Annotated in this window: 22 protein-coding genes, 1 tRNA gene, 2 pseudogenes and 1 riboswitch; of the genes and pseudogenes, 10 read left to right on the top strand and 15 right to left on the bottom strand. The window is 70.7% G+C overall.

The genetic code is table 11. The annotated features are described in order from the left end of the window. Positions 1-69: 69 nt before the first annotated feature. Entirely contained in the window at positions 70-990 is a 921-nt protein-coding gene (locus ACXKR8_RS26385) for a hypothetical protein (RefSeq protein WP_458267059.1), read from the bottom strand. 428 nt (positions 991-1,418) lie between these two features. Here ACXKR8_RS26385 and ACXKR8_RS26390 point away from each other — a divergent pair. The 3 genes and pseudogenes from ACXKR8_RS26390 to ACXKR8_RS26400 form a co-directional block, all read left to right on the top strand. Next, positions 1,419-1,463: pseudogene (locus tag ACXKR8_RS26390) on the top strand (hypothetical protein); the annotation flags it as partial. A gap of 93 nt (positions 1,464-1,556) precedes the next feature. After that, a complete protein-coding gene (locus tag ACXKR8_RS26395; RefSeq protein ID WP_462099859.1) occupies positions 1,557-1,925 on the top strand; it encodes a hypothetical protein in 369 nt (122 codons plus the stop codon). 78 nt (positions 1,926-2,003) lie between these two features. After that, positions 2,004-2,769 (top strand): annotated as a pseudogene (locus ACXKR8_RS26400) (MerR family transcriptional regulator). Between the two features lie 86 nt (positions 2,770-2,855). Here ACXKR8_RS26400 and ACXKR8_RS26405 read toward each other — a convergent pair. From ACXKR8_RS26405 to ACXKR8_RS26420, 4 genes are all read right to left on the bottom strand, one after another. Next, the gene (locus tag ACXKR8_RS26405; protein ID WP_462099860.1) at positions 2,856-3,806 is read right to left on the bottom strand and encodes a helix-turn-helix domain-containing protein; all 951 of its coding nucleotides are present in this window, start codon (positions 3,804-3,806) and stop codon (positions 2,856-2,858) included. Between the two features lie 184 nt (positions 3,807-3,990). Continuing rightward, positions 3,991-5,478 carry an aminopeptidase P family protein gene (locus ACXKR8_RS26410; protein ID WP_458267063.1) on the bottom strand — a complete coding sequence of 496 codons (1,488 nt, stop codon included), beginning with the start codon at positions 5,476-5,478 and terminating at the stop codon, positions 3,991-3,993. Between the two features lie 146 nt (positions 5,479-5,624). Continuing rightward, positions 5,625-7,202, bottom strand: coding sequence for a PP2C family protein-serine/threonine phosphatase (locus ACXKR8_RS26415; RefSeq protein ID WP_458267064.1), 1,578 nt, complete (start codon positions 7,200-7,202; stop codon positions 5,625-5,627). A 269-nt stretch (positions 7,203-7,471) separates the two neighbouring features. Next, entirely contained in the window at positions 7,472-8,254 is a 783-nt protein-coding gene (locus ACXKR8_RS26420) for a glycosyltransferase (protein WP_458267065.1), read from the bottom strand. A gap of 404 nt (positions 8,255-8,658) precedes the next feature. Between ACXKR8_RS26420 and ACXKR8_RS26425 the strand changes: the two genes are divergently transcribed. Next, entirely contained in the window at positions 8,659-9,315 is a 657-nt protein-coding gene (locus ACXKR8_RS26425) for a bifunctional DNA primase/polymerase (protein ID WP_458267066.1), read from the top strand. Positions 9,316-9,540: 225 nt separating this feature from the next. On the opposite strand, the gene ACXKR8_RS26430 is transcribed toward ACXKR8_RS26425, so the two are convergent. From ACXKR8_RS26430 to ACXKR8_RS26445, 4 genes are all read right to left on the bottom strand, one after another. After that, positions 9,541-10,527, bottom strand: a complete 987-nt coding sequence (locus ACXKR8_RS26430; RefSeq protein ID WP_458267067.1) for a DUF5926 family protein — start codon at positions 10,525-10,527, stop codon at positions 9,541-9,543. 153 nt (positions 10,528-10,680) lie between these two features. Then, positions 10,681-11,241 carry an ATP-binding protein gene (locus ACXKR8_RS26435; protein ID WP_458267068.1) on the bottom strand — a complete coding sequence of 187 codons (561 nt, stop codon included), beginning with the start codon at positions 11,239-11,241 and terminating at the stop codon, positions 10,681-10,683. Between the two features lie 273 nt (positions 11,242-11,514). Beyond that, positions 11,515-12,330, bottom strand: a complete 816-nt coding sequence (locus tag ACXKR8_RS26440; protein WP_458267069.1) for a glycerophosphodiester phosphodiesterase — start codon at positions 12,328-12,330, stop codon at positions 11,515-11,517. A 107-nt stretch (positions 12,331-12,437) separates the two neighbouring features. Further along, positions 12,438-13,814 (bottom strand): purine-cytosine permease family protein, encoded by a 1,377-nt coding sequence (locus ACXKR8_RS26445; protein ID WP_458267070.1) that lies wholly within the window; start codon positions 13,812-13,814, stop codon positions 12,438-12,440. Beyond that, positions 13,809-13,922: riboswitch (TPP riboswitch) on the bottom strand. It overlaps the preceding gene by 6 nt. 374 nt (positions 13,923-14,296) lie before the next feature. Between ACXKR8_RS26445 and ACXKR8_RS26450 the strand changes: the two genes are divergently transcribed. Together ACXKR8_RS26450 and ACXKR8_RS26455 are read left to right on the top strand one after the other, a co-directional pair. Further along, positions 14,297-16,027, top strand: a complete 1,731-nt coding sequence (locus tag ACXKR8_RS26450; RefSeq protein ID WP_458267071.1) for a S1C family serine protease — start codon at positions 14,297-14,299, stop codon at positions 16,025-16,027. 206 nt (positions 16,028-16,233) lie between these two features. Continuing rightward, positions 16,234-16,321 (top strand) — tRNA-Ser (locus ACXKR8_RS26455). A gap of 1,289 nt (positions 16,322-17,610) precedes the next feature. Here ACXKR8_RS26455 and ACXKR8_RS26460 read toward each other — a convergent pair. From ACXKR8_RS26460 to ACXKR8_RS26485, 6 genes are all read right to left on the bottom strand, one after another. After that, on the bottom strand, positions 17,611-18,018 hold the full coding sequence (locus tag ACXKR8_RS26460) for a transposase (protein ID WP_458267072.1): 408 nt from the start codon (positions 18,016-18,018) through the stop codon (positions 17,611-17,613). Further along, positions 18,015-18,626 (bottom strand): ARMT1-like domain-containing protein, encoded by a 612-nt coding sequence (locus ACXKR8_RS26465; RefSeq protein ID WP_458267073.1) that lies wholly within the window; start codon positions 18,624-18,626, stop codon positions 18,015-18,017. Before ACXKR8_RS26465 ends, ACXKR8_RS26460 begins: the two co-directional genes overlap by 4 nt. Positions 18,627-18,874: 248 nt before the next feature. Beyond that, positions 18,875-20,275 (bottom strand): IS1380 family transposase, encoded by a 1,401-nt coding sequence (locus ACXKR8_RS26470; protein ID WP_458266600.1) that lies wholly within the window; start codon positions 20,273-20,275, stop codon positions 18,875-18,877. Positions 20,276-20,397: 122 nt separating this feature from the next. Further along, positions 20,398-20,532, bottom strand: coding sequence for a hypothetical protein (locus ACXKR8_RS26475; RefSeq protein WP_458267074.1), 135 nt, complete (start codon positions 20,530-20,532; stop codon positions 20,398-20,400). 36 nt (positions 20,533-20,568) lie between these two features. Beyond that, complete coding sequence (locus ACXKR8_RS26480; RefSeq protein WP_458267075.1) at positions 20,569-21,153, bottom strand: AAA family ATPase; 585 nt, start codon at positions 21,151-21,153, stop codon at positions 20,569-20,571. 29 nt (positions 21,154-21,182) lie between these two features. After that, positions 21,183-21,419 (bottom strand): AbrB/MazE/SpoVT family DNA-binding domain-containing protein, encoded by a 237-nt coding sequence (locus ACXKR8_RS26485; protein ID WP_458267076.1) that lies wholly within the window; start codon positions 21,417-21,419, stop codon positions 21,183-21,185. Positions 21,420-21,666: 247 nt separating this feature from the next. Between ACXKR8_RS26485 and ACXKR8_RS26490 the strand changes: the two genes are divergently transcribed. The 4 genes from ACXKR8_RS26490 to ACXKR8_RS26505 are packed head-to-tail and all read left to right on the top strand — an operon-like array spanning position 21,667 to position 26,659. Continuing rightward, positions 21,667-22,515 (top strand): hypothetical protein, encoded by an 849-nt coding sequence (locus ACXKR8_RS26490; RefSeq protein ID WP_458267077.1) that lies wholly within the window; start codon positions 21,667-21,669, stop codon positions 22,513-22,515. 3 nt (positions 22,516-22,518) lie between these two features. Beyond that, a complete protein-coding gene (locus tag ACXKR8_RS26495) occupies positions 22,519-23,841 on the top strand; it encodes a hypothetical protein (RefSeq protein WP_458267078.1) in 1,323 nt (440 codons plus the stop codon). Beyond that, positions 23,838-25,724 carry a DEAD/DEAH box helicase gene (locus ACXKR8_RS26500; protein ID WP_458267079.1) on the top strand — a complete coding sequence of 629 codons (1,887 nt, stop codon included), beginning with the start codon at positions 23,838-23,840 and terminating at the stop codon, positions 25,722-25,724. Before ACXKR8_RS26495 ends, ACXKR8_RS26500 begins: the two co-directional genes overlap by 4 nt. Continuing rightward, positions 25,721-26,659 carry a protein NO VEIN domain-containing protein gene (locus ACXKR8_RS26505; protein ID WP_458267080.1) on the top strand — a complete coding sequence of 313 codons (939 nt, stop codon included), beginning with the start codon at positions 25,721-25,723 and terminating at the stop codon, positions 26,657-26,659. The genes ACXKR8_RS26500 and ACXKR8_RS26505 overlap by 4 nt, the downstream gene beginning before the upstream one ends. The last annotated feature ends 89 nt before the right edge of the window (positions 26,660-26,748 follow it).

Genomic DNA, 26,748 nt, shown 5'->3' on the forward strand with positions numbered 1-26,748 from the left:
CTCTCCAGTGCTGGAGGGGACAGGGGACAGGCAACTGCCGCGGGCCTGTCCTGCCACTGTTCGCGCAGGTCAGGCCGCCAAGGCCAAGGGTGGCCCGCGCCTGGTCAGCTGGTGCCGGAGCTGCGCCGTCCGCAGCGGTGGCCGGTCCTCGCCGTCCATCGGGCGGAACCGGGCCTCGGCGTCCGGGCCGAGCTGCCCGAGCAGGCCCCGCAGCCAGCCGGCGGCCAGGGCCAGCAGGGTGCGCAGCGGGGCGGTCCAGACCCGGGCGAGGGTCTCGGTGAGCTGCACACTGACCCGCAGCACCCGCCACACCGCGGCCTCGCCCCGGCGCAGCCACCAGCCCGCGGTGGCCGCGGCGAGCAGGTGGCCGAGCAGCATCAGCGGAGTGAGCCCCAGGTACGCGGTGTGGGTCCACAGCGGCAGGTGCGGGGTGCTGGCCAGGGCCAGGTGCGGAGATATACCGGCCCGGGCGACCAGCTGCGCCGCGGTCGTCCCCGGCGGCAGGGTGAGCCCGGCCGAGGCTCCGCCGGCTGAGGCGCCGCCGGGCCCGCACAGCAGTTTCGCGGCGAGCGCGGCGAGGGCGCTGGAGCCGCCGCCGGCGTGGGCGCCGGTCGGCATGGCCATCCCGGCCATGCCCGGCATATCGGCCATGCCCCCCATGCGAGTGCTGCCGGTCATTCCGGCCATTCCACCGCTGGCCATGGCCAGCTGGTGGAACAGCAGGTGCAGTCCGAGCTGGCCCACGGCCAGCGCCGCCGCGATCGACCGCAGCGAGCGCTCCCGCCCGGCCAGCGCCGCCGCCAGCGCCCACACCGCCAGGCCGCCGAGCAGCAGCGTTCCGCACGGGACGGCCCCGCCGCCGGCGAGGTCGTGCCCCATCGCGGACACGACAACGCAGACCACCGCGAAGGGCAGGGCCCTCAGTACGCGGAGGTCGAGCGTGGCGGAGCAGCCCGGTGTGCTCGCCGGGGCGGCTGGGGACACAGTCATGGCAGCTGCCAGTCTCTCACCGGCCCCGCCACGATCACCCGCTGGGTGGGGGAACCGGTTCGCCCGCCGCGCCGGTCCGCAGGAGCGCACGCCCGCGCGCGCTCCCTGATGCCTGCCCCCGGCCGTGCTCCCTCCGGGTCCTTCCGCCTCGGTACATCCGCCAGCGGGGTGACAAGTTTGCGTCTACGCGATTGATTCCTCTGACGCTCGGTTATAGGTAGTGGTATGTGGAGCCGCAGCCAGGAGGAGCCTGCCGTGGACATCTGGTGGTCTCTGCACCTTCGGCGTGAACCGGCCAGCGTGCCGCTGGCCCGACATATCCTGCTCGGGACGATGGCCTCGGCCGGCGTCGACCCGGACATCTCGCACGAGGTGGGGTCGCCCTCACTGAGGCCTGCGCCAATGCGGTCGAGCACGCCCGGCCGCTGATCGGCGCCGGCGAGGACGGCTGCTTCCAGGTCACCGCGACCATCGAGGACGGCTGTCTGCGGGTCGAGATCACCGACAACGGGCCCGGCTTCTCCGCGAACCCGGCCTGCGCCTCCCCCGCACCCGGCCTCCCGGCCGTGACGGCCCCGGCGGCAGCGGCAGCGCAGACCAGGACCCGCCCCTGCACCGGACGCCGCCGTCGCCGGATCGCACCCGCGCTGGCCCGGCCGCTGGCCATGCTGGACGGCGGCACCCTGTCGGGCCCCGGCGCCCTCGAAGGCCTGAACGGCCTGGACGGCCTGGACGACTTCGCGCCGTTCACCGGCATCCCCGACGACGCCGGCAGCTGCCTGCCGGACCTCGACGCCACCAGCGGCCGCGGGCTGTTCCTGATCCGGGCGCTGATGGACCACGTCCAGTTCCAGAACCACCCCCGCAGCGGCGCCGTGGTCTCCTTCGACAAGGTGCTGAAGTTCCGCGACAGCCCGCTGCTGCACGCCTCCTGACTGCTTCCCCGATGACCGCTTGACCCTCACCCGACGTGAGGATCCAGGCTGGGGCACGGAAAGAGGGAGCACGAAGACATGAGCTACTCGGTGGGCAAGGTCGCCGGCCTGGCCGGCACCACGGTGCGCACCCTGCACCACTATGACGAGATCAAGCTGCTGTCCCCCGGCGGACGCACGCCGTCCGGCTACCGCCGCTACGACGACGCCGACCTGGACCGGCTGCAGCAGATCCTGTTTCTACCGCGAGCTCGGCTTCGCCCTGGAAGAGATCGCGGCCATCCTGGACGACCGGGACACCAGCCCGTCCGAGCACCTGCGGCGCCAGCACGCGCTGCTGACCGGGCGGATCACCCGGCTCCAGGAGATGGCCGCGGCGGTGGAGCACGCACTGGAGGCACAGAAGATGGGCATCAAGCTGACCCCCGAGGAGAAGTTCGAGGTCTTCGGCGAGGGCTATGTGGAGTACGAGGCCGAGGCGGAGCAGCGCTGGGGCGAGAGCGAGGCATGGAAGCAGTCGCAGCAGAAGGCGGCGAAGCTCAGCAAGGCGGACTGGGTCCGGATCAAGGCCGAGGGCGACGAGATCATGCGCCGGATCGCCGAGTCGGTCCGGGCCGGGGTGGCCGCCGACAGCGAGCAGGCGATGGAGATCGCCGAGGATCACCGGCAGCACATCGTCCGCAACTTCTACGACTGCTCGCACGCGATGCAGCGCGGCCTGGCGGAGATGTACCTCGCCGACCCGCGCTTCCAGGCCACCTACGAGCAGGAGGTCACCGGCGGCGCAGCCTGGTTCCACGACGCCGTCCTGGCCAACGCCGCCCGCGCCGACGCCTGCCGCTAGGCCAGCCAGTCTGCGGCCCGCGGCCCGCACCCGGGGCCGCAGCCCACGCCCCCGGCTCGGCCCGTGCCGTCACGCGGCCCCCGCCGTCAGGCGACCCGGCTGCTGAAGGCGCGCCGGTAGGCGGTGGGGGTGGTGCGCATCGCGCGGCCGAAGTGGTGGCGGTAGGTGGCCGGGCTGTCGAAGCCCACCGCCGCCGCGACCTCCTCGACCGACCCCTCCCCGGCCTCCAGCAGCGGCAGGCTGGCCGCGATCCGCTGGGCGATCACCCAGCGGATCGGGCTGGTCCCGTTGCGCCGGGTGAAGTGCCGCAGGTAGGAGCGCTCCGACATCCGCGCAGCCCGGGCCAGCGCCGGGACGGTCAGCGGGGACGCCAGCCGGTCCAGCGCCCAGGCCATGCTGCGGGCGATCCCGTCCTCCTCCTCGGCCACCGGCCGTACCGCCGCCTCGATGTACTGCGCCTGCCCGCCCTCCCGGTGCGTCGGCACCACGAAGCGGCGGGCGACGGTGTTGGCGACCGTCGCGCCGTGGTCGCGGCGCACCAGGTAGAGGCAGAGGTCGATCCCGGCCGCGCTGCCGGCGCTGCTCAGCACCTGGCCGTTGTCGACATAGAGCACGTCCGGGTCGACCCGGACCCGCGGGTACCGCTCGGCGAGCAGCGGGGCGTACCGCCAGTGCGTGGTGGCCCGCTGCCCGTCCAGCAGCCCGGTCGCGGCCAGCGCGAACGCGCCCGAGCAGATCGACACCAGCCGCGCCCCGCGCAGGTGCGCCGCCCGCAGCGCGGCCACCACGGCCGGCGGCACCTCGCTCCTGGTGTCGGCGACCCCGGGGACGATCACGGTGTCCGCCTCGGCGAGTACTTCCAGGCCGTGGTCGGCCTTGAGGCTGAAGCCGCCGACCACGCGCAGGTCGCGCCCGGGGTGCTCGGCGCAGACCCGCAGTTCGTACCAGGGCAGGTCGCCCAGTTCCGGCCGGGGCAGCCCGAACACCTCCACCACCACGCCCAGTTCGAACGGGGCCATGCCCTCGAAGGCGAGCACGGCGACGGTGTGCGCGGTCTCGGCGGGGGACGCGAGGCGATGGTGAGCATGGCGAAATCTTAGCGCAGGGGTGCATTGACGCCAGGTCGAAGAATCCTCGAAACCACCTGCAACCTCCCCGGGGAGGGGGCGTCCTCCCGGTGCAGGACGCCCCCTGTCCCGTGCCCGTCAGCCACTCAGCCACTCAGCCGGTCAGGCCGGCCATCCACGCCTCGACCTCGGTCGAGGTCCGCGGCAGCGCCGCCGAGAGGTTGCGGCTGCCGTCGGCGGTGACCAGGATGTCGTCCTCGATCCGGACCCCGATGCCGCGGTACTCCTCGGGCACGGTCAGGTCGTCGGCCTGGAAGTACAGCCCCGGTTCGACGGTCAGCACCATGCCGGGCTCCAGCACGCAGTCCACATACGCCTCGGTGCGCGCGTGGGCGCAGTCGTGGACGTCCAGGCCGAGCATGTGGCCGGTGCCGTGCAGGGTCCAGCGGCGCTGCAGCGCCAGCTCCAGCACCCGCTCGACCGGTCCCTCGACCAGGCCCCACGCGACCAGCCGCTCGGCCAGCACCCGCTGTGAGGCCTCGTGGAAGTCGCGGTAGCGCGCGCCGGGACGCACTGCGGCGATCCCGGCCTCCTGGGCGTCGTAGACCGCGTCGTAGATCTTGCGCTGCAGCTCGTCGAAGCCGCCGCTGATCGGCAGGGTCCGGGTGACGTCGGCGGTGTAGAGGGTGTGCGTCTCCACGCCCGCGTCCAGCAGCAGCAGTTCGCCGGGGCGGACCTCGCCGTCGTTGCGGACCCAGTGCAGGGTGGTGGCGTGCGGTCCGGCCGCGCAGATGGAGCCGTAGCCGATGTCATTGCCCTCGACCCGGGCCCGGCGGTAGAAGGTGCCCTCGATCCAGCGCTCGGAGGTGGCCACGGCCTGCGCCAGCTCGCGGACCACGTCGGTGAAGCCCTTGGCGGTGGCGTCGCAGGCGGCCTGCAGCTGGCCGACCTCCCACTCGTCCTTGACCAGGCGCAGCTCGCTGAGGAAGATCCGCAGCTCCTCGTCGCCGTGCCGGGTGGTGTGCTCGGCCAGCGCGTCCTCGAGACCGGCGTCGTAGCCGCGGACGATCCGGGTGGTGGCCGGCTTCTCGTCGGCGGCCAGCACCAGTTCCTCGACCACCTTGCGGACGTCCCGGGTGGCCAGGCCGAGCAGCGCCTCGGCCTCGGCCAGGCTGTGCCGGCGGCCGACCCAGAGCTCCCCCTGGCCGTCGAGCCAGAACTCGCCGTTGCCGCGGTCGGAGCGGGGCAGCAGGTAGGCGGTGGCGTCGTGCCCGCCGCCGTTGCGCGGTTCCAGCACCAGCACCGCGTCCTGGGTCTGGTCGCCGGTGAGGTGGACGTACTCGCTGGACGCGCGGAAGGGGTACTCGGTGTCGTTGGCGCGGGTCTTCAGGCTGCCGGCCGGGATCACCAGTCGGTCGCCGGGGAAGCGCCCGGAGAGCGCGGCCCGCCGCTTGGCGGCGTACGCGGACTGCTCGGCCGGGGCGAGGTCGCGCAGCTCGGTGTCGGCCCAGCCGGACTTCATGACTCCGGCCAGCTCGTCCGAGAGGGCCGGGTAGAGGCCGTTCTTGCGGGTCTTGATCGGGGTGGCCCCGGCCTCTTCGGCAGCTGCTGGTTCCGCTGCTTCCTCGGTCGCGTCGTTCACCTGTGTCGCCTCCTCGTCGTACGGGACCGCCCCGGCGCGTCAGGGGTGAGACGGGTGGGCGGTCCCTACAATCCTAGGGCTTGGACACAGCTGGGCCAGGGGTCCGGGGACCCTGGTTGCGGCTGCTCGAACGACCCCGGCGCCGGCTACTCGAACCGGGCCGCCAGCAGCACGATGTCGTCCGGGCCTGTGCCGGCGTCGCTCTGCTGGTCCGAGCCGCCGAGGCAGCTGCTGAGCAGGTGGGCGCAGAACCGCTCCGGGTCCTGCCGGGCCTCCCGCGGCGCGGCGGCCGCGGCCGAGCGCAGCCTGGCCTGCCCGGCGTGCAGCGACTTGCCGCAGCGGCGGGCCAGGCCCTCGGTGTAGAGCAGCAGCAGGTCGCCGCGGTCGGCCCTGAGTTCCACCCCGGGGGCCTCCCAGCAGCTGAGCATGCCCAGCGGCGCGGACAGCGTGGTCTCCACGAAGCTCGCGCCGAAGGAGGTGACCAGCAGCGGCGGGCACTGCCCGGCCCCGGCCAGCGACAACTGCCGGCTGCGCGGGTCCAGGTAGACATAGAGGGCGGTCGCGGTACGGGCCGGCTCGGTGGCCTTGAGCAGCAGTTCCAGGTCGCCGAGGACCGCCACCGGGTCCTCCCCCTCCAGCACGGCGTAGGCGCGCAGCGCGGCCCGGATCCGGCCCATCGCGGCGGCGGAGTCGGGCCCGCCGCCGGTGACGCTGCCGACGCTGAGGGCGAGGCCGCCGTCCGGGAGCGAGAGCGCGTCGTACCAGTCGCTGCCCGCGGAGAGGTCGAGCCCGGCGGGCAGGCAGCGGGCGGCGAGCCGGAGCCCGGGCACCCGGGGGAGCCGGTCCGGGAGCAGCCCGCGGCGCAGGGTGTCGGCGGTGCGGCGGAGCCGGTCCCGCTCGATCTCCTTGGTGATCAGCCGGGACGCGGCGGAGCAGTAGAGGCCGGCCAGCCGCTGCGCGTGCTCGCTGGGCGCGGTCGGGGCGTCGTAGAACCAGACGGCGGCTCCGAAGGGCTCACCGCCGGAGTCCGGGGTGGTCAGCGGGAGGGCGTAGGAGGCGCCGATGCCGAGGTGCGCGGCGACCTCCCGGAAGCGCCCGCCGACGCCGTCGGTGCTGCCTGCTTCACCGGTGGTGTGTGCGGCGCCGACCGCGAGCGGGCCCGGGTTGAGCACCGAGGCCTCGCCGTGCAGCAGTCCGGCGTACGGGCCGCTGTCGCGCGGCACGGTCTCCAGCGCGCCCAGCGCGGGCCGGTCCAGGCCGAAGCCGACGGTGATGCCGGGGGAGTCGACGGTGCCGAAGGTGGCCGAGGGCCGGCTGGTGTGGCGGGTGTGCGGGTCGGCGTTCGAGGTGAGCAGCAGCATGCCGCGCTGGGCGCCGAGGATGGCGGCCCCGGCCTGCAGCACTCCGTGCAGCGCCTCGTCCAGGTCGGCGGCGGCGGTGAGGCGTTCGGTCAGCTCGTAGAGCAGGGTGAGGTCGGTCAGCGGGTCGGCGATCGGCTCGGCGGGCGGCTCGGCCTCCGTGGCCGGCGCCGCGCTGCGCCTGGCCGCCGGCTGCGGCGGGGCGGCCGGGCTCGGGAACCCGAGGGGCGGCTCGCCGAGGCCCTGACCGTCGAGGGTCTGGCCGCCGAGGCCTTGGCCATCAAGGGTCTGCCCGTCGGGGCCTTGGCCGTCGAGGGTCTGGCCGCCGAGGGTCTGGCTGGCGCGGGGGGAGGGTGACTCAGCCATGTCGTACGCCCTTCGCACCGAATGGGGTAACGCAGAGTGAGCGGTAGGCAGTCGGGGATGATGGTGTCGTTTGTCTGGGATTAGTCATCCTGCACCCCCATGTCATGCCATACGGCAATTAATGACTCACTTCTACACATACCGATCGGGTGATGTCCAGAACTGCGGGCTGTCGGATGATTGGTGTCATTGCCCGATTCCCCAGCCCAAAAACGTTACCGAATGTGATCGGCCGTCTGTTCGTTTTTCGGGTCATGGCTGACGCCCGGTCAGCGCGAAGCCAGCGCCCGGCGCACCTCGCGGCGTCTGCGGGCTTCCCGCAGCCGGGCGCTGAGCCCCCGGCGGCTGGCCCGGTGGTCCCAGGGGACGGCGACCTCCTGCACCCGGAACCCCTTCCGCAGCAGGTCGATGATCAGACCGGGGCCGGCCCCCGAGCCCTCCGACAGCGGCTCGGCGGCGGTGAAGGCGGCCCTGGTCAGACACAGTTCCGCGGCGAGCGGACGGGTGGCGGCGAAGCCGGTCGCGCGCTCGATGCCCCGGCGTGCGAACCGGGCCGCGCCCCGTACCGCCGCGGCCTCGGCCGGTTCGGCCCCGGCCAGGACCAGATCGGCCGTTCCGGTGCGCACCGGATCCAGCAGCCGGACCGCCTCGGCAGCGCTCTGCTGCAGGTCGGCGTCGAGCAGCAGCAGGTGTCTGGGCGCGGCTCCGGCCAGGTCGACGTCGGCGACCTGGCTGATCCCGCGCAGCAGCGCCGCGGTCCGGCCGACCTTGGTCCCGAGTCGGACCACCACCGCCCCCGACTCCTCGGCGACCCGCGCCGTCGAGTCGGTCGAGGCCGCGTCCACCACGATCACCAGGTCCACCCCCGGCAGCCGGCGCGCGGCGAGCACGGTCAGCGCGATCCGGGAGGCCTCGTTGTGGGCCGGGATCACCACCGCGACGGCCGACGGCGCGTCAGCAGCCGTGGCGGCCACGGCCGCCAGTGGTTCCAGTGGTGGTGGTTCGTCCTGACCGGCCGCCCCGTTGCGTGCCGGTTCCTGCTGCGCATCCATCCCCGGATCGTACGAGTACCGACGCCCCGGTGCGGGCCGTTCCGGACATGCCAACGGGTGCAACTGCCCGGCTGGTCACGGCCAACGGCCTGAACGGTCACGGCCGACGGCACGAACGGTCACGGCCAACGGCCCGGGACGACCCGAACGGTGGAACCGGAACCCGTTCTGCTGCGTCGATCCTGACGATGGGTGACGCTCGACGGGTGACGCGGGAGACCACGCAGAAATTCCTGGGGCAGTGACCAGCTTCCGGGGTACAAGCCTGGTACGGATGGCGGTTCAATCGCCACCCTGCGCCACCCCCTCGCCAGGTTCCAAACGCGCGTCGGGCGTGGTGCGCTTCTTTTTGCGCGAGATCACGTACCGATCCTTGACTGGCTCACGGAAAGGAACGAGTGCTCATGCGCGGGGTCCTCACTGCATTCCTCCGCCGCCGGGAGCGTCCGCTGCTGCTGGCGACGGCGCTGACCTGCGCCGTCGACTGGGACTGGCCGGTGCTGCCCGGCGCCGCCGCCGGCCGGGACGGCTGCGATTGCCCACGTCCCGACTGCCCCACGCCCGGGGCGCATCCGTACGAGCCGTCGCTGCTCGCCGCGACCACCGATCCGCGGATGGTGCGCTGGTGGTGGGGGCGGCGCCCGGACGCGCCGGTGCTGCTCGCCACCGGCGGGCGGGTGTCGGCGGTGAGCCTGCCCGCGGCGGCCGGGGTGCTGGTGCTGGAGTACTTCGACACCCTGCGGATCAGAACCGGTCCGGTGATCGCGACGCCGACCAGGTATGTGCTGCTGGTGGCGCCGTACACGATGCAGGAGTTGGCCGAACTGCTGATCGCCCAGGAGTGGGTGCCGACCAGCCTGCGCTACCACGGCACCGGCGGCTACGCGGTGCTGCCGCCGTCCAGGACCGGGACCGGCGGGGTGCGCTGGGTCCGCGAGCCCGAGCCTGACGAGGCTGACGAGGGATCAGCGGCGCCCTGGCTGCCGGGGGTGGGCCAGCTGATGAGCGCCCTGGTCGCGGCGAGCGCCGCCACCCCGGACGGCGAACGACTGGCCTACTGACCGGGCTGCTGATGAGCGCATAAAAAATGAAGGCTCAGCCGCTGGCGACGGGGGATGCACCAGCGACTGAGCTGTTTAAACCGTAACAAGTTTTCCCGCGCAAGCAAATTCCCCCGGGCCCGCGGAAGGCGGGGAATACCCCTCAGTAGAGGCATTTGTGACACACATCACTGCGCTCTGTCACGGAATGTGCCTGACCGAAAACGAACGGTCAGGAAAGGCCGGTCAGCCCAGCGTGACCTGACGGTTCACCAGGCCCGCGCGCGCCCGGCGCTCGTCCGCGCTGAGGGGCGCGTCCTGCGCCAGCGCGCCGGCCAGCCGCTCGACGAAGGCCGCGGCCGGCTTCTCGCAGTCGTCCGCGGTCATCTCCGAGGGGAGGTCCCACACCGGCACGGTCAGCCCGTGCGCACGGAAGGAGCCGACCAGCTTGGTGCCCTCGCCCAGGCCGGCCTCGTCGGCCGCGGCCAGCCGCGCCAGCGCGTCCAGCAGCGGCTCCTCGGCGTGCGGCATCACCCAGCGCAGGTGGTTCCGGTCCGGCACCGAGCACCAGTAGGCGGTGTCCACCGAGGTCAGCCGGACGGTCGGGATGACCTCGGCGTTGGCGGCCTCCAGCGAGGCGGCGACCTCGCCGGTGGCCGCCTCCGAGTCCTCCAGCCAGTACTCGAAGCCGGTGTGCACGGTCGGCTCGAACGCCGCCGAGGTGTCCAGCAGCTCCTGCAGCCGCGGGGTTCCGGGCGCCGGACGGCGCGGCGGGACGGGCGTGCCCGGCTCGGCCGCGAGCGCCTGCACCAGGGCGTCGGCCAGGTCCCGGCTGATGTCGCCGGAGGAGCTCTGGGTCTGCAGGCCGAGCAGCACGCTGCCGTCCTGGCGGCGCAGGGCCGGCCAGGCCATCGGCAGCACCGTCGCCAGGGTCACCGAGGGAACCTCGCCGGTGGCGCCGGCCAGGGCCTCGGCGGTCAGCGTCAGCGGCACCGTCGCGGCCGGGACCAGCTCGCGCAGCGCGACCCAGTCGCCCTCGCCGGCCAGTCCCTCGAACGGACGCTGCACCAGTTCCTGCACCGCGTGCGAGGCCTCGCGACCGTGGCAGGCCTTGTAGCGGCGGCCCGAACCGCAGGGGCACGCTTCGCGCGCGCCGACGACCGGGATCTCCCCGGTGGCGGCAGCGGTGGACTGGGCGCGCACGGGCGCCTTCTTCGCGGGCTTCTTGGCCATGGTGCGGATTCTCCCGGTGGGGCGGCTCACAACTTTCCGCCCCGAGCCTAGTGGTGCTCAGCCGCCGTCGCGGACGACCGCGGCCGCGCCGGTGTCCCGGCGTCAGCCGGGTGCCCGGTGCGGCTCCGGTGACGGTTTCGGACCCCGCAAGGTTCAGACCGCGCTCGTCGCCGAGTGCTCGGTCTCGCCGCGCCGGGCGTGCCGGGCCCGTACCGGCAGCACCGCCCAGACCGTCACCTCGCCCGGTGCGTCCCTGACGCCCCAGTCGCTCGCCAGCTGTCCGACGATGCCGAGACCCCGGCCGCCGCGCGCGGTGAGCGAAGGGCTGCCGCGCCTGGGACGGGTCGGGCCGCCGCCGTCGGTGACCTCGACCGTGAGCAGCCCGTCGCTGTGCAGCTCCCAGCCGACGACCACCCGCCCGTCGTCGCGGCCGTCCGGGTCGTCGGGATCGTGGTCCTGCTGCTCCGGCACCTGCACCAGCTCGAGTACCGGCACCGGCAGCTGCACCGGTTCCAGCGGCCGGGCATGCCGGCACGCGTTGCTCAGGAGCTCGGAGAGTATGAGGACGGCGTCGTCGATGACGACATCGGGTACCTGCTGACCGGCGAGGTCCTTGCGCAGCCGCCGCCGTGCGGCGCTCACGCATTCCGGACCATGCGGCACGGCCATGGTCGCCGAAGAAGTCGGCACATCTCGCGCTACCACCAGCGCCACCCCCGGACCTCCTCCTCAGCTGTCAACCAGGATGTGAATGCCCGGTGCGAGCACAGCGGAAACGAGAATAGAAGGACCGCAACCAGCCTTCTTGGCACAACAAATCGAACCCTCGGCACTCATTTCACTAAGCGTAGCCAGGCCGTCACTGAGGGTTTATCAAGGGTGGTGAAGAATGGCGATCCGGGGGATATTCCAGCCATTCCGGTGCGCCCGCGTACGCCCGCCGGGCCTCGGTCAGATCGCGCTCTCCCGGACTTCGTATCGTGGGTACTAACGCCCCAGCTGGTCAAGTACCTGGCGCGGATGATTGGTGATGATGGCCTCCACGCCCAGCCGCAGGCACAGCTCCACGTCCTCGGGACGGTCCACCGTCCAGACGTGCACCCGGTGCCCGGCGCGGTGCAGCGCGGCCACGTACCCGGGGTTCTCCCGGACCAGCGTGATGCCCGGGCCGGCGATCCTGGCCCCGTAGGGGAGGCTGCCGTCCCGGAAGCGCAGGGGTACCCGTTCGGTCAGGTAGACGGTGGGGACGGCGGGCGCCAGCTCGCGCACCCGGCGCAGCGAGAGCTGGGAGAAGCTCATGATCCGGACCGGGGAGCGCTCGCCGGTGCTGGGGGTGACCAGATCGAATCGGTGCAGCAGTTCGAGGAGTTTGCGCTCCACGAGGCCCGCGTAACGGGTGGGGTGCTTGGTCTCGATGGCGAGCTCGACCCGTCGGCCGGAGCTGGTGGCCAGCTCCAGCAGCCGCTCCAGGGTGAGTACGGCGGTGTGCTCCTCGTCGGCCCAGTCGACCGGGTCGCCCTTCCAGGAACCGAAATCCAGTTCGGACAGCTGGGCCAGCTCCAGCGTCGACACCACCCCCCGGCCGTTGGAGGTCCGGTCGACCGTCCGGTCGTGCACACAGACCAGATGGCCGTCGGCGGTGAGCCGGACATCGCACTCGAGGGCGTCGGCGCCCTGGTCGATGGCCAGCTTGTAGGCCGCGAGGGTGTGCTCGGCGAAGGTGCCGGAGGCGCCCCGATGGGCGACGACACGTGTGGCCTGGCGGTTGGGAAGGACAACCGGGGTGAGTCGAACGTTGGACACGGCACCACGATAAATCGTCCGCGGCCCGGACCCCGGCTGTCCCAGGTGAACAGTGGCCAGGTGTCCGGTTAACGACCCTGCTCAGTGGCCCTGTTCGACGGCCGGGGTCAGTGACCCTTGCGGAGCAGCGGGGTCAGCGCCCAGGTGAGCAGCGCGGGGACGGCGAAGGAGAACAGCGACGCCGAGGTCCACACCTGCGGCTGGAAGTGCAGCGCGTGCTGCGCATGGGCCCAGAACGTCGGCCACCAGCTCGCCCAGCCGGTCAGCTCGGCCGGGTAGATCAGCTGATAGACCACGAAGCCCACCGCCCAGGGCACCAGCGTCAGCCAGCGGGTAGGCGCGTCCTCGCTGAGATCCCAGCCTCCCTCCCGCTTCCCCGCGCCGAAGAAGAAGTCCACCGCCAGGACCGCCGACAGCGGCACGAACACCGCCCCGATCAGGCCGAGGAACGCCTCGTACCCGCTGAAGTCGGTGACCAGCAGTGCCAGCCCGGTGACCAGCGCGCCCAGGCCGACGGTCAGGATCCGGCGGTCGACCCTCGGGAAGAGGTTCTGCACCGACATGGCCGTCGAGTAGACGTTGGCGAAGGACTGGTCCGCCTCCCGCAGCACCAGCACGGCGAAGAACAGCCAGCCCGCGGTGATCCCCATAAAGGTGGTGAAGATCTTGTCGGCGTCGCCGCCCACCTGGAGCAGCGCGATCAGCCCGACCAGGTAGCACCAGACCTGGGAGAGGGTGTAGCCGCTGAACGCGCCCCAGAAGGAGCTGCGGGTGCTCTTCGCGTGCCGGGTGTAGTCGGCGGCCAGCGGCACGAAGGAGATGGAGACCGCGATCACCGAGTCCACGGCCGGCAGGAAGCCGGACCAGCTGCCGTCCTTGGGCGCGGGCACGCCGCGGCGCAGCAGCTCCACCGTGAAGAACAGCATGGCGATGCCGACCGCGACCGCCACGTACTTGCGCAGCACGGCGATGGAGCCCAGCGGACGGATCGTCATCGCGGTGGTCAGCGCCCCGGCGGCCAGCACGTACAGCCAGTGCGGGCCGCCGTCGAAGAGCGCGTTGGCGCCCATCGCGATCACGGTCAGCTCGAACACGCCCCAGCCCAGGCACTGGACGATGTTGAGCACCGTCGGGAGGTAGGAGAGCCGGGTGCCGAACAGGCCGCGCAGGATCGCCATCGCCGGCGCACCGGCCCGGGTGCCGATCACCGCGGCGATGCCCAGCATCAGCGAGCCGATCACCGTGCCGACCACGACCGCGGTCAGCGCGGCCGGGATGGAGAGGTTCTTCCCGTTGACCACCAGGACGGTCGCCGCGCTCTGAAAGCCGATCAGGCTGACGCCGAGATTGGTCCAGAACGCGGCCTGGTCCCGGAAGCCGAGGGCGCGCGGCGGCCTGGTGTCGAGGGTGAGCGGGGCTTCGGCCCGAACATCGGAGGGTCCCTGTTCGAGGACAGGGGGAGGGGAAGATGAAACGGACGTCACGACGCTCTCAGCTCCCTACGCCGGCATTACCCGGTCAGGTTCAAGCGGTCGGCGCCCCGTTCGGCGCCCTCTCAGCCTGGAATGGTCCAAGCTCCCGCGTATGTGTTCGATCGTCATGGTAGGGCCTCCCCACCAGCGGGCCAAGGGCTCCGTCCGCAGCTTGGACGAAGCCCCGGCCGGCGGGCGGAGCCCCGGCGTCGCCTTGGACGAAGCTCCGGCGCTGCCTGGACGAAGCTCCGGCGGCGGCAGCTCGGGGGTCGGGTTGTCCGGGTCCTGCCCGGGTCCTGCCCGGGTCCTGCCCGGGGCCTTGAATGAAACTGGGCTGAGGCGCGGATGAGCGTAGCTGTGGGGTGCCTAAGGAAGCTCTCACATGCATGCGCTATAGATGCGGTCAGGGGAAATAGCCCATGGCTGACCCTTACGATGCCCTGACAACGGGTGGGCAATGCTTGGGACGAAAGTCCCTCAGGAGGAGGTCATTCGTGAGTACCGAGCACGAGGGCGGGTACGCCGGGTCGCAGCAGCCCGCTCCCGCCGACGGGGAAGCCGCGGGGCCGTCCCCCTACGCGCAGGAGCGCGCCGTGCCGACTGACGCCGCGGACGACACCGTCGTCCAGCCGGTCTCACCGCCGGTCGACCCGACGCTCGCGGGTTTCCCGCCGCCGTCCGTCCAGCAGCCGTCCGCTCAGCAGTCCTTCGCCGAGCAGCCTTCCGCTCAGCAGCCCTATGCCGAGCAGCCTTCCGCTCAGGCGCCGACCGCCCAGCTGCCGGTTGCCGCAGGTGCCGCGGCCGGCACACCCGCCGTCCCGGAGGCTCCCGCCTTCCCGCCGGCCCCGGTCCAGGCCGCGCACCCCGAGCAGCCCTATGCCAAGTCGCAGCCCTCAGCCCAGTCGCAGCCCCAGCCTCCGGCCTTCCCGGCGGACGCTCCGGTGTACCCGCAGCAGCCCCCGGCCTACGGCTCCGCCGAGCAGCCCCCGGCCTACGGTGGCGAGCAGCCCCCGAACCAGCCCCCGCCGCCGTACGGCGGATACCCGGCTGCGGCCTACCCCACGCCGGGCGAGGGCCCGTACGGCCCCTACGGCACCACGCCGCCGCGCAAGAAGCGCCGCGGCGGTCTGCTGGCGCTGCTCGCCGTGACCGCGCTGGTCGCGGGCGGCATCGGCGGCGGCATCGGGGCCGCGGTGGAGACCCACAACAGCTCCAACGGCACCACCAGCGTGTCCTCCAGCCCCGACCCCAAGGCGCTCAGCCGGTCGCCCAACAGCATCGCCGGCATCGCGGCGAAGGCGCTGCCCAGCGTGGTGACCATCTCGGCGAGCAACTCGCAGGAGTCCGGCACCGGAACCGGCTTCGTCTTCGACACGGCCGGCCACATCCTCACCAACAACCACGTGGTCGCCCCCTCGGACAACGGCGGCAAGCTGTCGGTGAAGTTCTCCGACGGCACCAGCTACCCGGCGACCATCGTCGGCCGCGCCTCCGGCTACGACGTCGCGGTGATCAAGATCGACGGAACGCCGAAGAAGCCGCTGGTGCCGCTGGCCCTCGGCAACTCCGACGCGGTCGCGGTGGGCGACACCACGATCGCCATCGGCGCCCCGTTCGGCCTGTCCGGGACGGTCACCTCCGGCATCATCAGCGCCAAGAACCGCCCGGTCGCCTCCGGCGACGAGACCGGCGCGCAGACCTCGTACATGAACGCGCTGCAGACCGACGCCTCGATCAACCCGGGCAACTCCGGCGGTCCGTTGATGAACGCCTCCGGGCAGGTCATCGGCATCGACTCGGCGATCCAGTCGACCGGGCAGAACAGCGACACCGGTGCCCAGTCCGGCAGCATCGGCCTGGGCTTCGCGATCCCGATCAACCAGGCCAGTTGGGTCGCCCAGCAGCTGATCAAGACCGGCAAGCCGACCTACCCGATCATCGGTGTGCTGCGCGACGACACCTACCAGGGCGCCGGCGCCAAGATCGCCACCGCCCCGGTCCAGGGCACCCCGGCGATCACCCCCGGCGGCCCCGCCGACAAGGCCGGCCTCAAGGCCGGCGACATCATCACCGAGCTCGGCGGCGTCCAGATCGACAGCGGTCCGACGCTGGTCAGCGAGATCTGGTCGCACCACCCCGGCGACGTCGTCACCGTCACCTACACCCGCGACGGCAAGCCCCACACCACCAGCGTCACCCTGGGCTCCCGCGTGGGCGACCAGTAGGGCCGGGGCGAGTAGGCGGCCCGGACGGCACCCGCCCACCGCAGGGCAGCACCACCCCGTCCCACCGCAGCGCCGCTCCACCCGCCCCACCGCAGCGCCCGGCCCCGTACGTCACCCGGCACCACCGCCGTACGGGGCCAATTGCTTCCCCAACAGCCCCCGACTCATGAGAAGATCCCTGAGCGCGGATCTCACCACCCGCGCAAGGAGAGCTGCCCGAGCGGCCTAAGGGAACAGTCTTGAAAACTGTCGTGCGGTAACCCCGTACCGAGGGTTCGAATCCCTCGCTCTCCGCAGATCAGAACACGCAGGTCGGGGTGGGTCTCGGATGAATTCCGATACCCATCCTTTTCGATTTCCATCCCATGGGCGTTCAATTCGTGCCGCGTTGATCCAGTGTGCGGGGACTATGCGGGGACTGGATCCGGGCTGGTCGCGGACCTAACGGTGCCGGCCGCTGCCCGGTTTGGATGGGTTCCGGGGACTGGACGGGGCGTCCAGGAACCTGCTATGAGCGCGGGTTGTGGTCGGGGGTTTCCACGGGCCTGTCCATAGGGGTGTCCACGGGGGCGTCGGGTGCCTGGTGGCGACGGCCTTGCGCGGAAGCGGCCAGCTGCCCCACCTGGGCGTCGTCACGGCCGTTGACGTGTGGCTCCCAAGCCGATTGAGCGGGCTGGGACGACCTGCGACTGGCTGATTGAGGTACCCGCTGTAGGGGCGGCGGACGATGGTGTTGCGTCTGTCTGTGTGGATGAATCGGGGCTCATGGTGCAGCGGCTGCGTCGCTTGGTCGCCCGGCACACGGAGGCGGCACCGGTGCCCGGTGGGGAAGAGGGGGTGGTGTTTCGCCTATTCCAGGTCACGAGGCTGACGCCCGGGGCCCATTCCAGGGCCACCCCCTTGGTCGCGGCATCCCAGAGCTGGGGTTCTCAGAGCGTGGTGGTGAACCATGCTGTAGCTCGATGAGCTGCGGTTTTATGGGCGGGTGGGTGTGGTAGCGGTCGGGTCGGGGCAGCTAGCGGACGGTTGATTCTGTCCGGCGAGGTGTGCGGTGCCGTCGGTGATTGCTCTGCTGGAGTGTCGTGAAGCGCGGGCGCGAGAAGAGCTCGAGTCCTGGCTGGAGGCGGTGCGGGAGGCCGAGGAGCACGCTGCCGCGGCGCGGCAGCGTGTGGACCACGCGTGTATCGCCCGCGAGGAGGTGATGCGCGCGTTGGCTGAGGAGGGTGAGGGTTCCACCCGGCGCGTGGAGGGCGGCCCGGGACCGGAGTTCGTGCAGGTCAGGGCAGATGACTTGTCGTCAGTGCTTGCGGCGGGAGAGCCGCTGGCGGTGGGGACGGGTGTGGGTGCGGGTCGTGATCCGCGGCCGCCGACATGGCGGGCCGGCCTAGACGGGGACATGTTGTCGGGGGTCTACCGGCAGGTCTTCGCGGTGGCTGCCGCAGCGCCGGGGCCGGTGACCGTGCAGGAGCTGACGCGGGCGCTGGGGCGGGATGCGGCGCGGATGAACGAGGTGGAGAAGGTGCGGCACCGCGCCTATGCGCTGGAGGCGCGCGGTTGGCTGCTGCGCGAGCGCGGCGGGGTGTTCAGGGCAGTGACGACTCCAGCCGCTGGGACCGCCGGTCCGGCCAGTGCACCCGCTCGCGTGCCATTCGGCGGGTCAGGGTGACCAGGGCGGCCCACCACACCATCTGCTCGTGGTGGTCGGGGCGGCGCTCGTGGTCGCGGTTGAGCCGGCGGGCCCGGGAGAGCCAGCCCAGAGTCCGCTCCACCACCCACCGACGTGCCAGCACCACGAACCCCGCCTGCCCCTCGCCTCGCCGCACGACCTGGACCTTCATCCCGTGTCGGGCGAACGCCTGTGCCAGGGCCGGGCCCTGGTAGGCGCTGTCGGCCCAGACCAGTCTCAGCAGCCGGCCCGGCGCGTCCATGAACCGCTCCAGCAGGTCCGGGGTTGCCATCGAGTCGTGCACGTTGGCGGGTGTGAGGGTCACCTCCAGCAGCAGGCCCAGCGTGCGAAAGTGTCGGCGGTTGTGGCGTCGGACGCGTAGTAGGGATGGGGCTTGATGTAGAGGACCGCGGTGGCGGCAAGTCCGGAGGCCAGCAGGTGGTCGAGCAGGACGAGGTCCGGGAGCAGCTCGCGGGCCGAGTTGTCGGCGATCAGGCAGCCCCGCCCGGGCGGCCGGGTACGCAGCTGGGCGCTCAGGGCCGCACGGTCGTCCGCCAGGAGTCCGCCGGTGCCGAGGGCATCGGATTGTCCTGCGGTGATCTGGAAGCTGAGGTCGGCGCGATTGCCCCAGAGCGAGGACGAGAGCAGGGCGGCTGTCCGCTCGTCCTGATCCAGGGCTGTGATGCTGTCCAGCGCGGAGAGTTCCTCCTCGACGGCGGGGCCGCGCAGTTCGGCGTCCTTGAACGGGGCGAAGGGGTCAATTCCCTGCATGGGACCGGGCGTGAAGTATCCGGTGGCGGAGAGCAGGCGACGGTAGAAGTAGCTCTCGGCCCACAGGAACGGTGCGTCGGTCCACGGCAGACCGAGGTAGGGCCGACTCCAGCGGGCCCAGCGGCCGTGGTCCTGCGCGTCTGCCTCCAGCGGCTGGATCACTCCGGTGGTGGATTCCGCCGCGAGGCGTTCCAGCTGGTCGAGCCGTCAGCCCGAATCCACCGGCTGATCATTTCGGGGTTGCTCTCCTGCCCGTGGACGGTCGGCCGCTGGGGGCAACAGGTTGAGGGTGTGCGGTAGCCGCCGTGCGCGGGTCGCGGCCTGTCCGAGGGGTTGTGCGGGGTCGGGAGCGGTTGGTGGCGCTGTCGCCGGTGGCCGTCGGGCCGTCGCGGTGCGGGATCTTGTGGCGGTCAGGCCGCCGGGCGCGGCGGTGGGGAGTGGACGGCCTCGAACAGGGCGGTGAAGGCGTCGCGCCAGGGCCAGTGCTCGGGCAGATGCACCGTCAATTTGGTGCGCGCGGTGCGCGCGAGCCGGGCCGGGACGTGGACCAGGTGGGCGCGCAGGGTCGCTGTGGTGGCCTTGGCGTGGAAGACCGAGGTCAGCGCACCGGCGGCCCGCAGCAGGTTGTGCGACATCGCCCACAGGGTCAGCCACGCGGCGTTGGCCTGGAAGTTCCCGGACGGCAGGTGGGCCAGAGGCCCGGACTTCCCGTCCGCGATCACCTGCTCCACCACGGCGTGCTGCCGGTGGTGCAGTTCCGCCTGCAGCACCGCGAAGGAGCTGTCGGTGAAGACGGGGTGGTAACGCCAGGCGGTGAACAACTCGCCCTGACCCTGGGCCACTTCGGCGTTCAATCGGCGGACCCGGCGCACGATCAGCCGGGCGGTGACGTGCTCGGACTTCCTTCGGCCGGTGAAGGCGGTGTAGGGGATCTCGGCGACCTCGGCGTCGGAGACCATCTCGCCGGTGTCGGGGTCGACGAAGGCGTCCGGGTAGCGGATCGCCGTCCAGGACTCCTGCGGGATGCGGGAGATCGCGCCCGCGATGGAGGGGTTCATGCCGGTGGTCAGGGAGAATCGGGCGCCGGCCCGGCGGCAGGCGGCGACCACGTCGGCGGTGTAGAACTTGCTGTCCGCGCGGACCAGGCGGATCCCGGTGCCGCCGGTCTCCTTCGCTATGGCCAGGGCCTCGCTCACGAAGCTCTCGGCTCCGCGGACGTCGGCGGCCTTGCCGCGGCGCAGGCGGACCGCGCCGATCACGGGCCGGGCGATCGGGGTGGACAGGGTGGCCAGGATCGGGTGCAGGGTGCGCTGGCCCTTGAGGCGGCCGACCTGCGCGCCCTGCTTGGCGTGGCCGTACACGCGGCGGTGGGTGGGGTCGATGTCGATGAACATCAGTGTGTCGGCGCCGGGCAGCAGTGGGGTGCTGCGGGCCAGTCGGGCCAGGAAGTCGCGGTGAACGCGGTGGAGCTGGCGGTTGTGGCCGTGGGTGAAGGAGCGCAGGAAGGTGCCCAGGGTGGAGGGCGCGCGGACCGAGGTGAAGGCGCGGTCCATCGCGCCGTGCCGCAGCCGCGCCGCGTCGTCGATGCTGTCCGCGCCCGCGCACATCGCGCTGATCAGCGACATCACTTTGGCGGCCGGGTTGGCTCCGCCGCTGTTGTCGGCGCCCTCGATGCGGAGCGCGGACGCGGCCAGTTGCCGCAGGCCGGCCCGCTCGGCCAGCCGGACCAGCGACAGCAGCCCGGCATCGGCGATCAGGTTCGGCTCGTCGAAGACGGCGGAAACCGCTGTGGCGGCATGGCAGGATTGCATCTCGCGGATGTTCTCTCGTTCTGGCGACTTGGTTCTGTAGGAAGTCCCATCGTCCCAGGTCAGAGGGCATCCGCGTCGTTATGTCCAGGCCTCGGACAGGTCATTCATCGGTGGATTCGGGGTCAGGGCCCGTACGGCAGGGCCTCGCGGATCTGCTTGAGCAGCTGCTGGTGGCGGTCGTGGAACACGCTCCAGGGAAATGAGCCGGGGATGTTGCTCAGGATCGTGGGGGCGTCCGATTCCCTGGGGGTATGCATCGCCAGCTCCTCGCCGGTGGGTGTGCGCGTTTCGCGTCAGGAATCCTGCCCGAACCGCGTCCGGGATGTCGTCGCGGCACGGCCGGGGCGAGGGGCGATTGGATGCGGCAGGAGACCGGTGTCGTCCAGGATCTGCTCGACGCTCGCCCGGAGCGAGCTGGCCGCCGGGATGATCTGCTCCACCCCAGTGGTCAGCAGGTCGAGCGGGCGGTACCAGGAGCGCATCTCGTCGGCACCGAAGTCGTTCGCGTTCGGTTTGGTGGCGTGCCTGGTGAGGGTTTCCTCGAAGGGGATGTCGAGGTAGTAGCAGTGGGAGACGCCACTGTGGTCCTGGAGCAGCGCCGTCAGCATCGTCTCGTAGCGGGCCGCGCTGAGGATGCCCTCGACGACCACGTGGAACCCCTGCTCCAGCGAGTATCGGGCGACGAGGTCGATCAGGCCGATGTTCGCGCCGTTGGCCACGTCCTGCCCCTGGAGCACACCGCGCCGAATGACGTCCTGGCTGACCACAGCGACCCCGCGCCCGAACCGGGCGCGGATCCCTGCTGCAATCGAGGTTTTCCCAGAACCGGAGTTCCCTCTCAGCACTACCAAGCGTGATGCTTCAGAACCCACCGTCATGTTGCGAGGTTATCCGTCGGGTCAGGTGCCTACGACAAGGTTCCGCGCTCGCTGAGCTCCTGGACGGCGTCGTCTTCCCGGCGCAGCACGATCCGGCCGTCGCCTCCGCTGTAGGCCAGCACGCGGCTGCCCACGTCGAGGCCGGCTTCGGCCAGCAAGCTCATGGGGATGATGACCGGGCCGTCGTCCCCGATCGTTAGTTCTGCGGGTGTGCGGATCAGGCCGCGCAGTATGGCAGCGGCAGGGTCCCCGGCGCCCTGAAGCATTCACGGATGTCCTTGGGGCTGCGGAATCAGAGTGTTCCGCTTGCGGGGTTGAGCCGTTGACCCTCTCCTCGACAGGGCGACGCGTATGATCTACAAGGGTCAGCGGGGCCGATCATGGCATGCTGGCGTCAATATTCCGGGCTGACTGCAGGCTCCGCAGTACTTGTCGAGCCGGGCGCAGTGGCTGCAGGGCAGCTCTTCGGGCTACGCCGGTTGATCGGCTGAGCATCTCGAGAGGGGACCGGGCATGGAGGCCCGCAACGCAGCACCATGCCGCCACGATGGCGCTCCGCCCGAGCATGTCGTCGATGCAGTGGTCACGCTGATCGAAAAGCTCGGCAGCGAGGCTGACGTACTGGCACAGCACGGCCTGTCGGAGACAGAGTTCATTAGCGCTCTCCCAGCTGTCATCGAGAAGATCCGCGGGCGTAAGAGCGCGGCTGTCGCCAACCGCAAGGAGTTCCTGAAGTCCCTCCTGCAGGGCCTCGTCGACAAGGGCATCGTCCGGAGACTGGAGATCCCGAAGTATGGGGAAGACACGGTCTACCGCTTGGTGGTCGACGGCTTGGGCGATGTGGCGATCATCCAGAAGGGCTGCCCCGACGGGAATCACGGCAGCATCGACTGGACCGCCCCCGATTGGGCCACGGAGACCTACCTTTGGTGGCTCTGCGACGGCTTGAGCTACCAGCCGGGAGAGCACCTCGCCAAGGGAGCGAACCGTCTACGTCGCCGGTTCTTCGGCGACTGGTCGGACACCGTCGATGGTGTGATCTTTCACAACGACTTGTGCGGCGGCCCGGAGCGCCGGTGTCCCAAGCAGGCGCATGCTGCCAACCTGGGCGGCGTGCTCGTTCCGCCTCCCTGCATCTACGTGATGCCAGACCGCGACGGGGACGGTGACGGGACGGAGTGGAATTGGGACGGCACGACCCAGCGGCACTTCCCCGCTCTGCTGCTCAGCGCGTTCGGGATTTCCGAAGACGAGGCGCCCTCCTTCATCGGTCACGTGGGGTTCATGCAGACGGGGCGAACCCGCCGGAATGTCATTGCCTCGCGTTATGGTCTCGGACAAGCGACCACGTACAGGAGTTGAGCGATGAACAGCACCGGACTGGATCCCGACCGCAGCAGGATGCTCGCCAACCGGTCTCGGATCGGAAGCAGCCCGGTTCAGGCGTGGCCGCGCACGGAGAAGTCTCTTGAGCTTGTCGAGGTGGAGACGGAGTGGGTTCGGTTCTCCACGCTGAACCATCGGACCAGGGCGGAGCAGCAGAGGGCAGCTCGGGACCTGGGGCGCGAGGATCTGTTCACGGCCGACCCGCTGGGCGAGGACGCTCAGGAGGCGCAGTACGAGATCCTCTGCGGTCAGGCGAAGTTCGCTGACCTGAAAGCGGATCTTCTTGAGCGCACACAGCAGGAGCCCGCGATCATCACCGCTGACGGGGTGCTGATCAACGGCAACCGTCGCACTGCCGCGCTGCGATCACTGTTCAAGGACGAAGGACAGAAGTCGGGGCAGTACGTGAAGTGCTATGTGCTTCCGCAGGACGCCACGGCGACGGAAATCCTCCTCCTCGAGGCTGAGCTCCAGGTGGCACGCGAGTTCAAGGAGGACTACTCGTGGATCAATGAGTCCATGATGATCGAGGAGCTGTACGAGCTCTCCGATAAGAACTGGGACCGTGTGGCCGCCCAGATGCGCCGCACTGTCTCCGATGTACGGGCGCAGCACGAGAAGTTGATGCTGGTGCACCAGCTCGTGGATCGGTCGCAGGGGACGCGGCTGCACATCGACTTCACCGAGAGCGAGTCGGCGTTCACTGAGCTTGCCAAGCACATCCGGAACAAGCCGGCGCTGGAAGCAGAAGGAATCAAGAGCGCCTACTTCCTGGGCATCCTCACCGGAGTCAACTATCGCGACCTGCGGCATCTGCGCTGTGACGCCGCACCTGAGCTGGTCGAGACGGAGTTGAGGCGCGAGCCGGCGCTCCAGCTCGCCCGCGAGGCGGCTCGTGCCGGTACACAGCCGACTTCTGTCGAGGACGATGTTCTCAGCGACTTCCTGGACGGTGACGACGAAGTCGACACTCCGCTGGAAGATCTGCTCACTCTGGTCGTGACCCAGCGACCCGAGGGCGTTATCACTTTGCCGAGCGGTCAGACGCTTCCTATGGAACGAGTCGGGCAGAGTCTGGCGAACGCCGTCACCTTGGCCGCCCACGAGGCCAACGAGCGGAATCGCGAGCAGGACACAGTCCAGGCCCCCTTCAAGCGGATCGAGAAGGCGGCTTCCGAGCTTCAGCGCGTTCCTGCTCTGCTGTCGAAGGCACGGGCCCACTCAGGGTGGGATGAGGAGACCTTCCAGGACGACCTCCTGCAGTTGGAGCAGTTGTTGGCGGAGATTCGGGAGCAGCAGTGATTCATGCGGAGCTGCAGCGCAGGCGGCATCGACCACTTGTCATCCTGCGCCGGGGGCCGGAGGCGAGCGCCGGTGCCTGGGCGCAACTGCAGGAGGCCCTGTCCAGGGGGATCGTGGGCGGTTCCCACGACGAGATCGAGGCGCGTGTCGACGTTTTCCTCGCTGAGCTGGAGACCGTCGCCACGGTGCGGAAGCGCTTCAGCCAGCCCTTCGAGTTCGGCGAATCGCTCACCCGCCAGCTCCGCGTTTTGACCGAGGACCGTCGTAGGCGGGAGAGCGCTCTGCTCGACACCGACGATGTGACGACAGAGGGCCTGGCAGTAGAGCTGGAGGCTGCAGGATTCCGCAGGACGTTGCGCCCCTTCCAACTGGAGAATCTCGCAAGGCTGCTTCGGCTTCCTCACGGAGCCGATTTCTCCGTTCCCGGTGCGGGCAAGACGACGGTGGCGCTGGCCGGCTTCGCCCTCGGGCAGGCACGCGGACACGTCGAGCAGCTTCTCGTCATCGCCCCGATCGCGGCGTTCCAGGCGTGGAAGGAGGATGCCGCTGCCTGCTTGACCCCGGTCCCGCACATGGCCGTCCACACGGGCTCTCGCACGCTCATCCGCGACGACACGGACATCCTGCTGACCAACTACAACCGGGTGGCGGCCGATTACGACCGGATCCGGGACTACATCGACCGCAGGCCCACCCAAGTGGTGCTCGACGAGGCCCACCGGATCAAGCGAGGCGAGCAGGGCGTCCACGGCCGCGCGGTGCTCGACCTCGCCTACGCCGCCCGGCGCCGTGACGTCCTCACCGGCACTCCGGCCCCTCAGGGCGCCCATGACCTCGTCGCGCCGATGCGCTTCCTGTACCCGGGGCAGGATCACAGGATCCTGCCCCGGGGTGCCTACTCGGAGCAGGACGGCCGCGAGCCTGACGTGGTCGCCGAGACCAGCCGGGCGATCGAGCGCTACTTCGTGCGCACGCCCAAGTCCGGCTTGGATCTGCCGCCGACCGAGTTCACGGTCGTGTCCAGGCCGATGGGACCGATCCAGCAGGCCATCTATGAGGCGCTGGAGTCCAGGTACCGAGGCGAGTTCGGACTCGCCACCGACGACCGGCGCCAGTTCGGCCGACTCGGGCGGATCATGATGTACCTCCTGGAAGCCGCCACGAACCCAGCTCTGATCGTGACGGGGTCAGACGAGCACGATCAGCACGAGTTCGCCCACCCGCCCCTGGAACCGCGCCACGATGAGCCCCTGGCCCGCCTGCTCCAGCAGTACGCCGAGTACGAGACGCCATGGAAGTACCAGGAAGTCCAGCAGATCGTCCGGGACGCCGCGGCCCGGAACGAGAAGGTGCTCATCTGGTCGACCTTCGTCCGCAACCTCAAGCTCCTTAGCGAACTGCTGAAGGAGTTCCAGCCCGCCATGGTCCACGGCGGCGTCCCGCCTGAGGACGGGGCCCCAGCTGGTGCCTTGACCCGCGACGACGAGCTCGACCGGTTCCGCAACGACCCCGACTGCACGGTCCTGCTCGCCAACCCCGCCGCCTGCGGCGAAGGCGTCAGCCTGCACCACTGGTGCCACCACGCCGTCTACCTGGACCGTTCCTTCAACGCCGGCCACTACCTGCAGAGCCAGGACCGCATCCACCGCCTGGGCCTGCGCGACGACGTCACCACCCGCTTCACCCTGCTGCTCAGCCAGGACTCCATCGACGAGACCGTCGAGGACAGGCTCCGCGAGAAGATCCGAGTCCTGGCCGTCCTCATGAATGACCCGGGCCTCGTCACCGCAGCACTGCCCGAACCCGATGTCGACGACAACGCGCGGCCAGTCCAGGAGGACGACGCGACCACGCTGATCAACGCGCTGAACCGCCGGCGATGACCCTCCTGCCCAGCCATGGGACCACCTTCGCCTCGCTGCTGCTCGCCCACACCGCCGTACGCGCCCCCCGCGCAGACGCAGAGGAGTGGGTACGGGCCGCGAGGATGCAGGAATCCCACCTGACCCGCTCACTGAACCTTCAGGCCACGGCCCAGTCTCTTGTGGCCGGGGGGCTGGCGCACGACGAGGAGGGGATCCGCCTCGCCTCGCCCCTGCTTCGCCTGGTCGAGCTCGGCGAGGCGGCCGGACTCCGCGAGACGGCACGCGTCCTGATGTCCGCTGCTCCGCCACTGTGGCTCACGCTCGCAGTGCGCTCGGGCCGAGTGCTCCGCGACTACATCCCAGAAGCCGACCTGAGGGCGCTGCGATGGCTGGAGCCGGATCTGGACGCCTTGCTCCTGGCCATCGGCACGCAGATGAACCATGCGCGGCAGGAGGAGGTGCGGCAGATCCTCGGCGACGCCGCGGAAGCAGCCGTCCTGTCTGCGCTGCGCCGGGAGCGCCGGGAAGTCGTCCAGGTCTCACGCATTTCGGACGCCTACGGCTACGACCTCGAGGTCCGAAAAGAGCCAGTCGACCGAATCGAGGTCAAGGGGGCTGGCCCTTCGACTGGCGGAAGCTTCCACCTCACGCGCAATGAGTTCGAAACCTGTCGGCGTTACGGCGGGGGCTGGAGACTGGTCCAGGTCACTTTCACCGCGTCCGCTTTCACCGCCGCGAGCCTGGACAGCAGCCATGTCGCCGAGATGCTTCAGCTGAGCTCCGCTGCGATCCTGGGCATGGTGCCAGCGGACACGCCACAGTTCACCTGGGAAGACAGCGCGCTGCTGAAGGCCGCCGGAGAGCTCTGGCTCCCCACGGCATTGAAGCCCAGCGAAGATTTCCGGGCCGGCGGCTTCCAGAGCCCTGCCGGCACCCCGTCCGCGTCGGCATGAGGCGTGCCCGGGGTCGCCCGTTCGGCTGTCGTTCGAATGTCAGTGCGGAGCTCTAGTCTCGGAATCGACGTCGCACTGAACACCCACGA

The sequence above is a fragment of the Streptacidiphilus sp. PAMC 29251 genome (assembly GCF_054208735.2).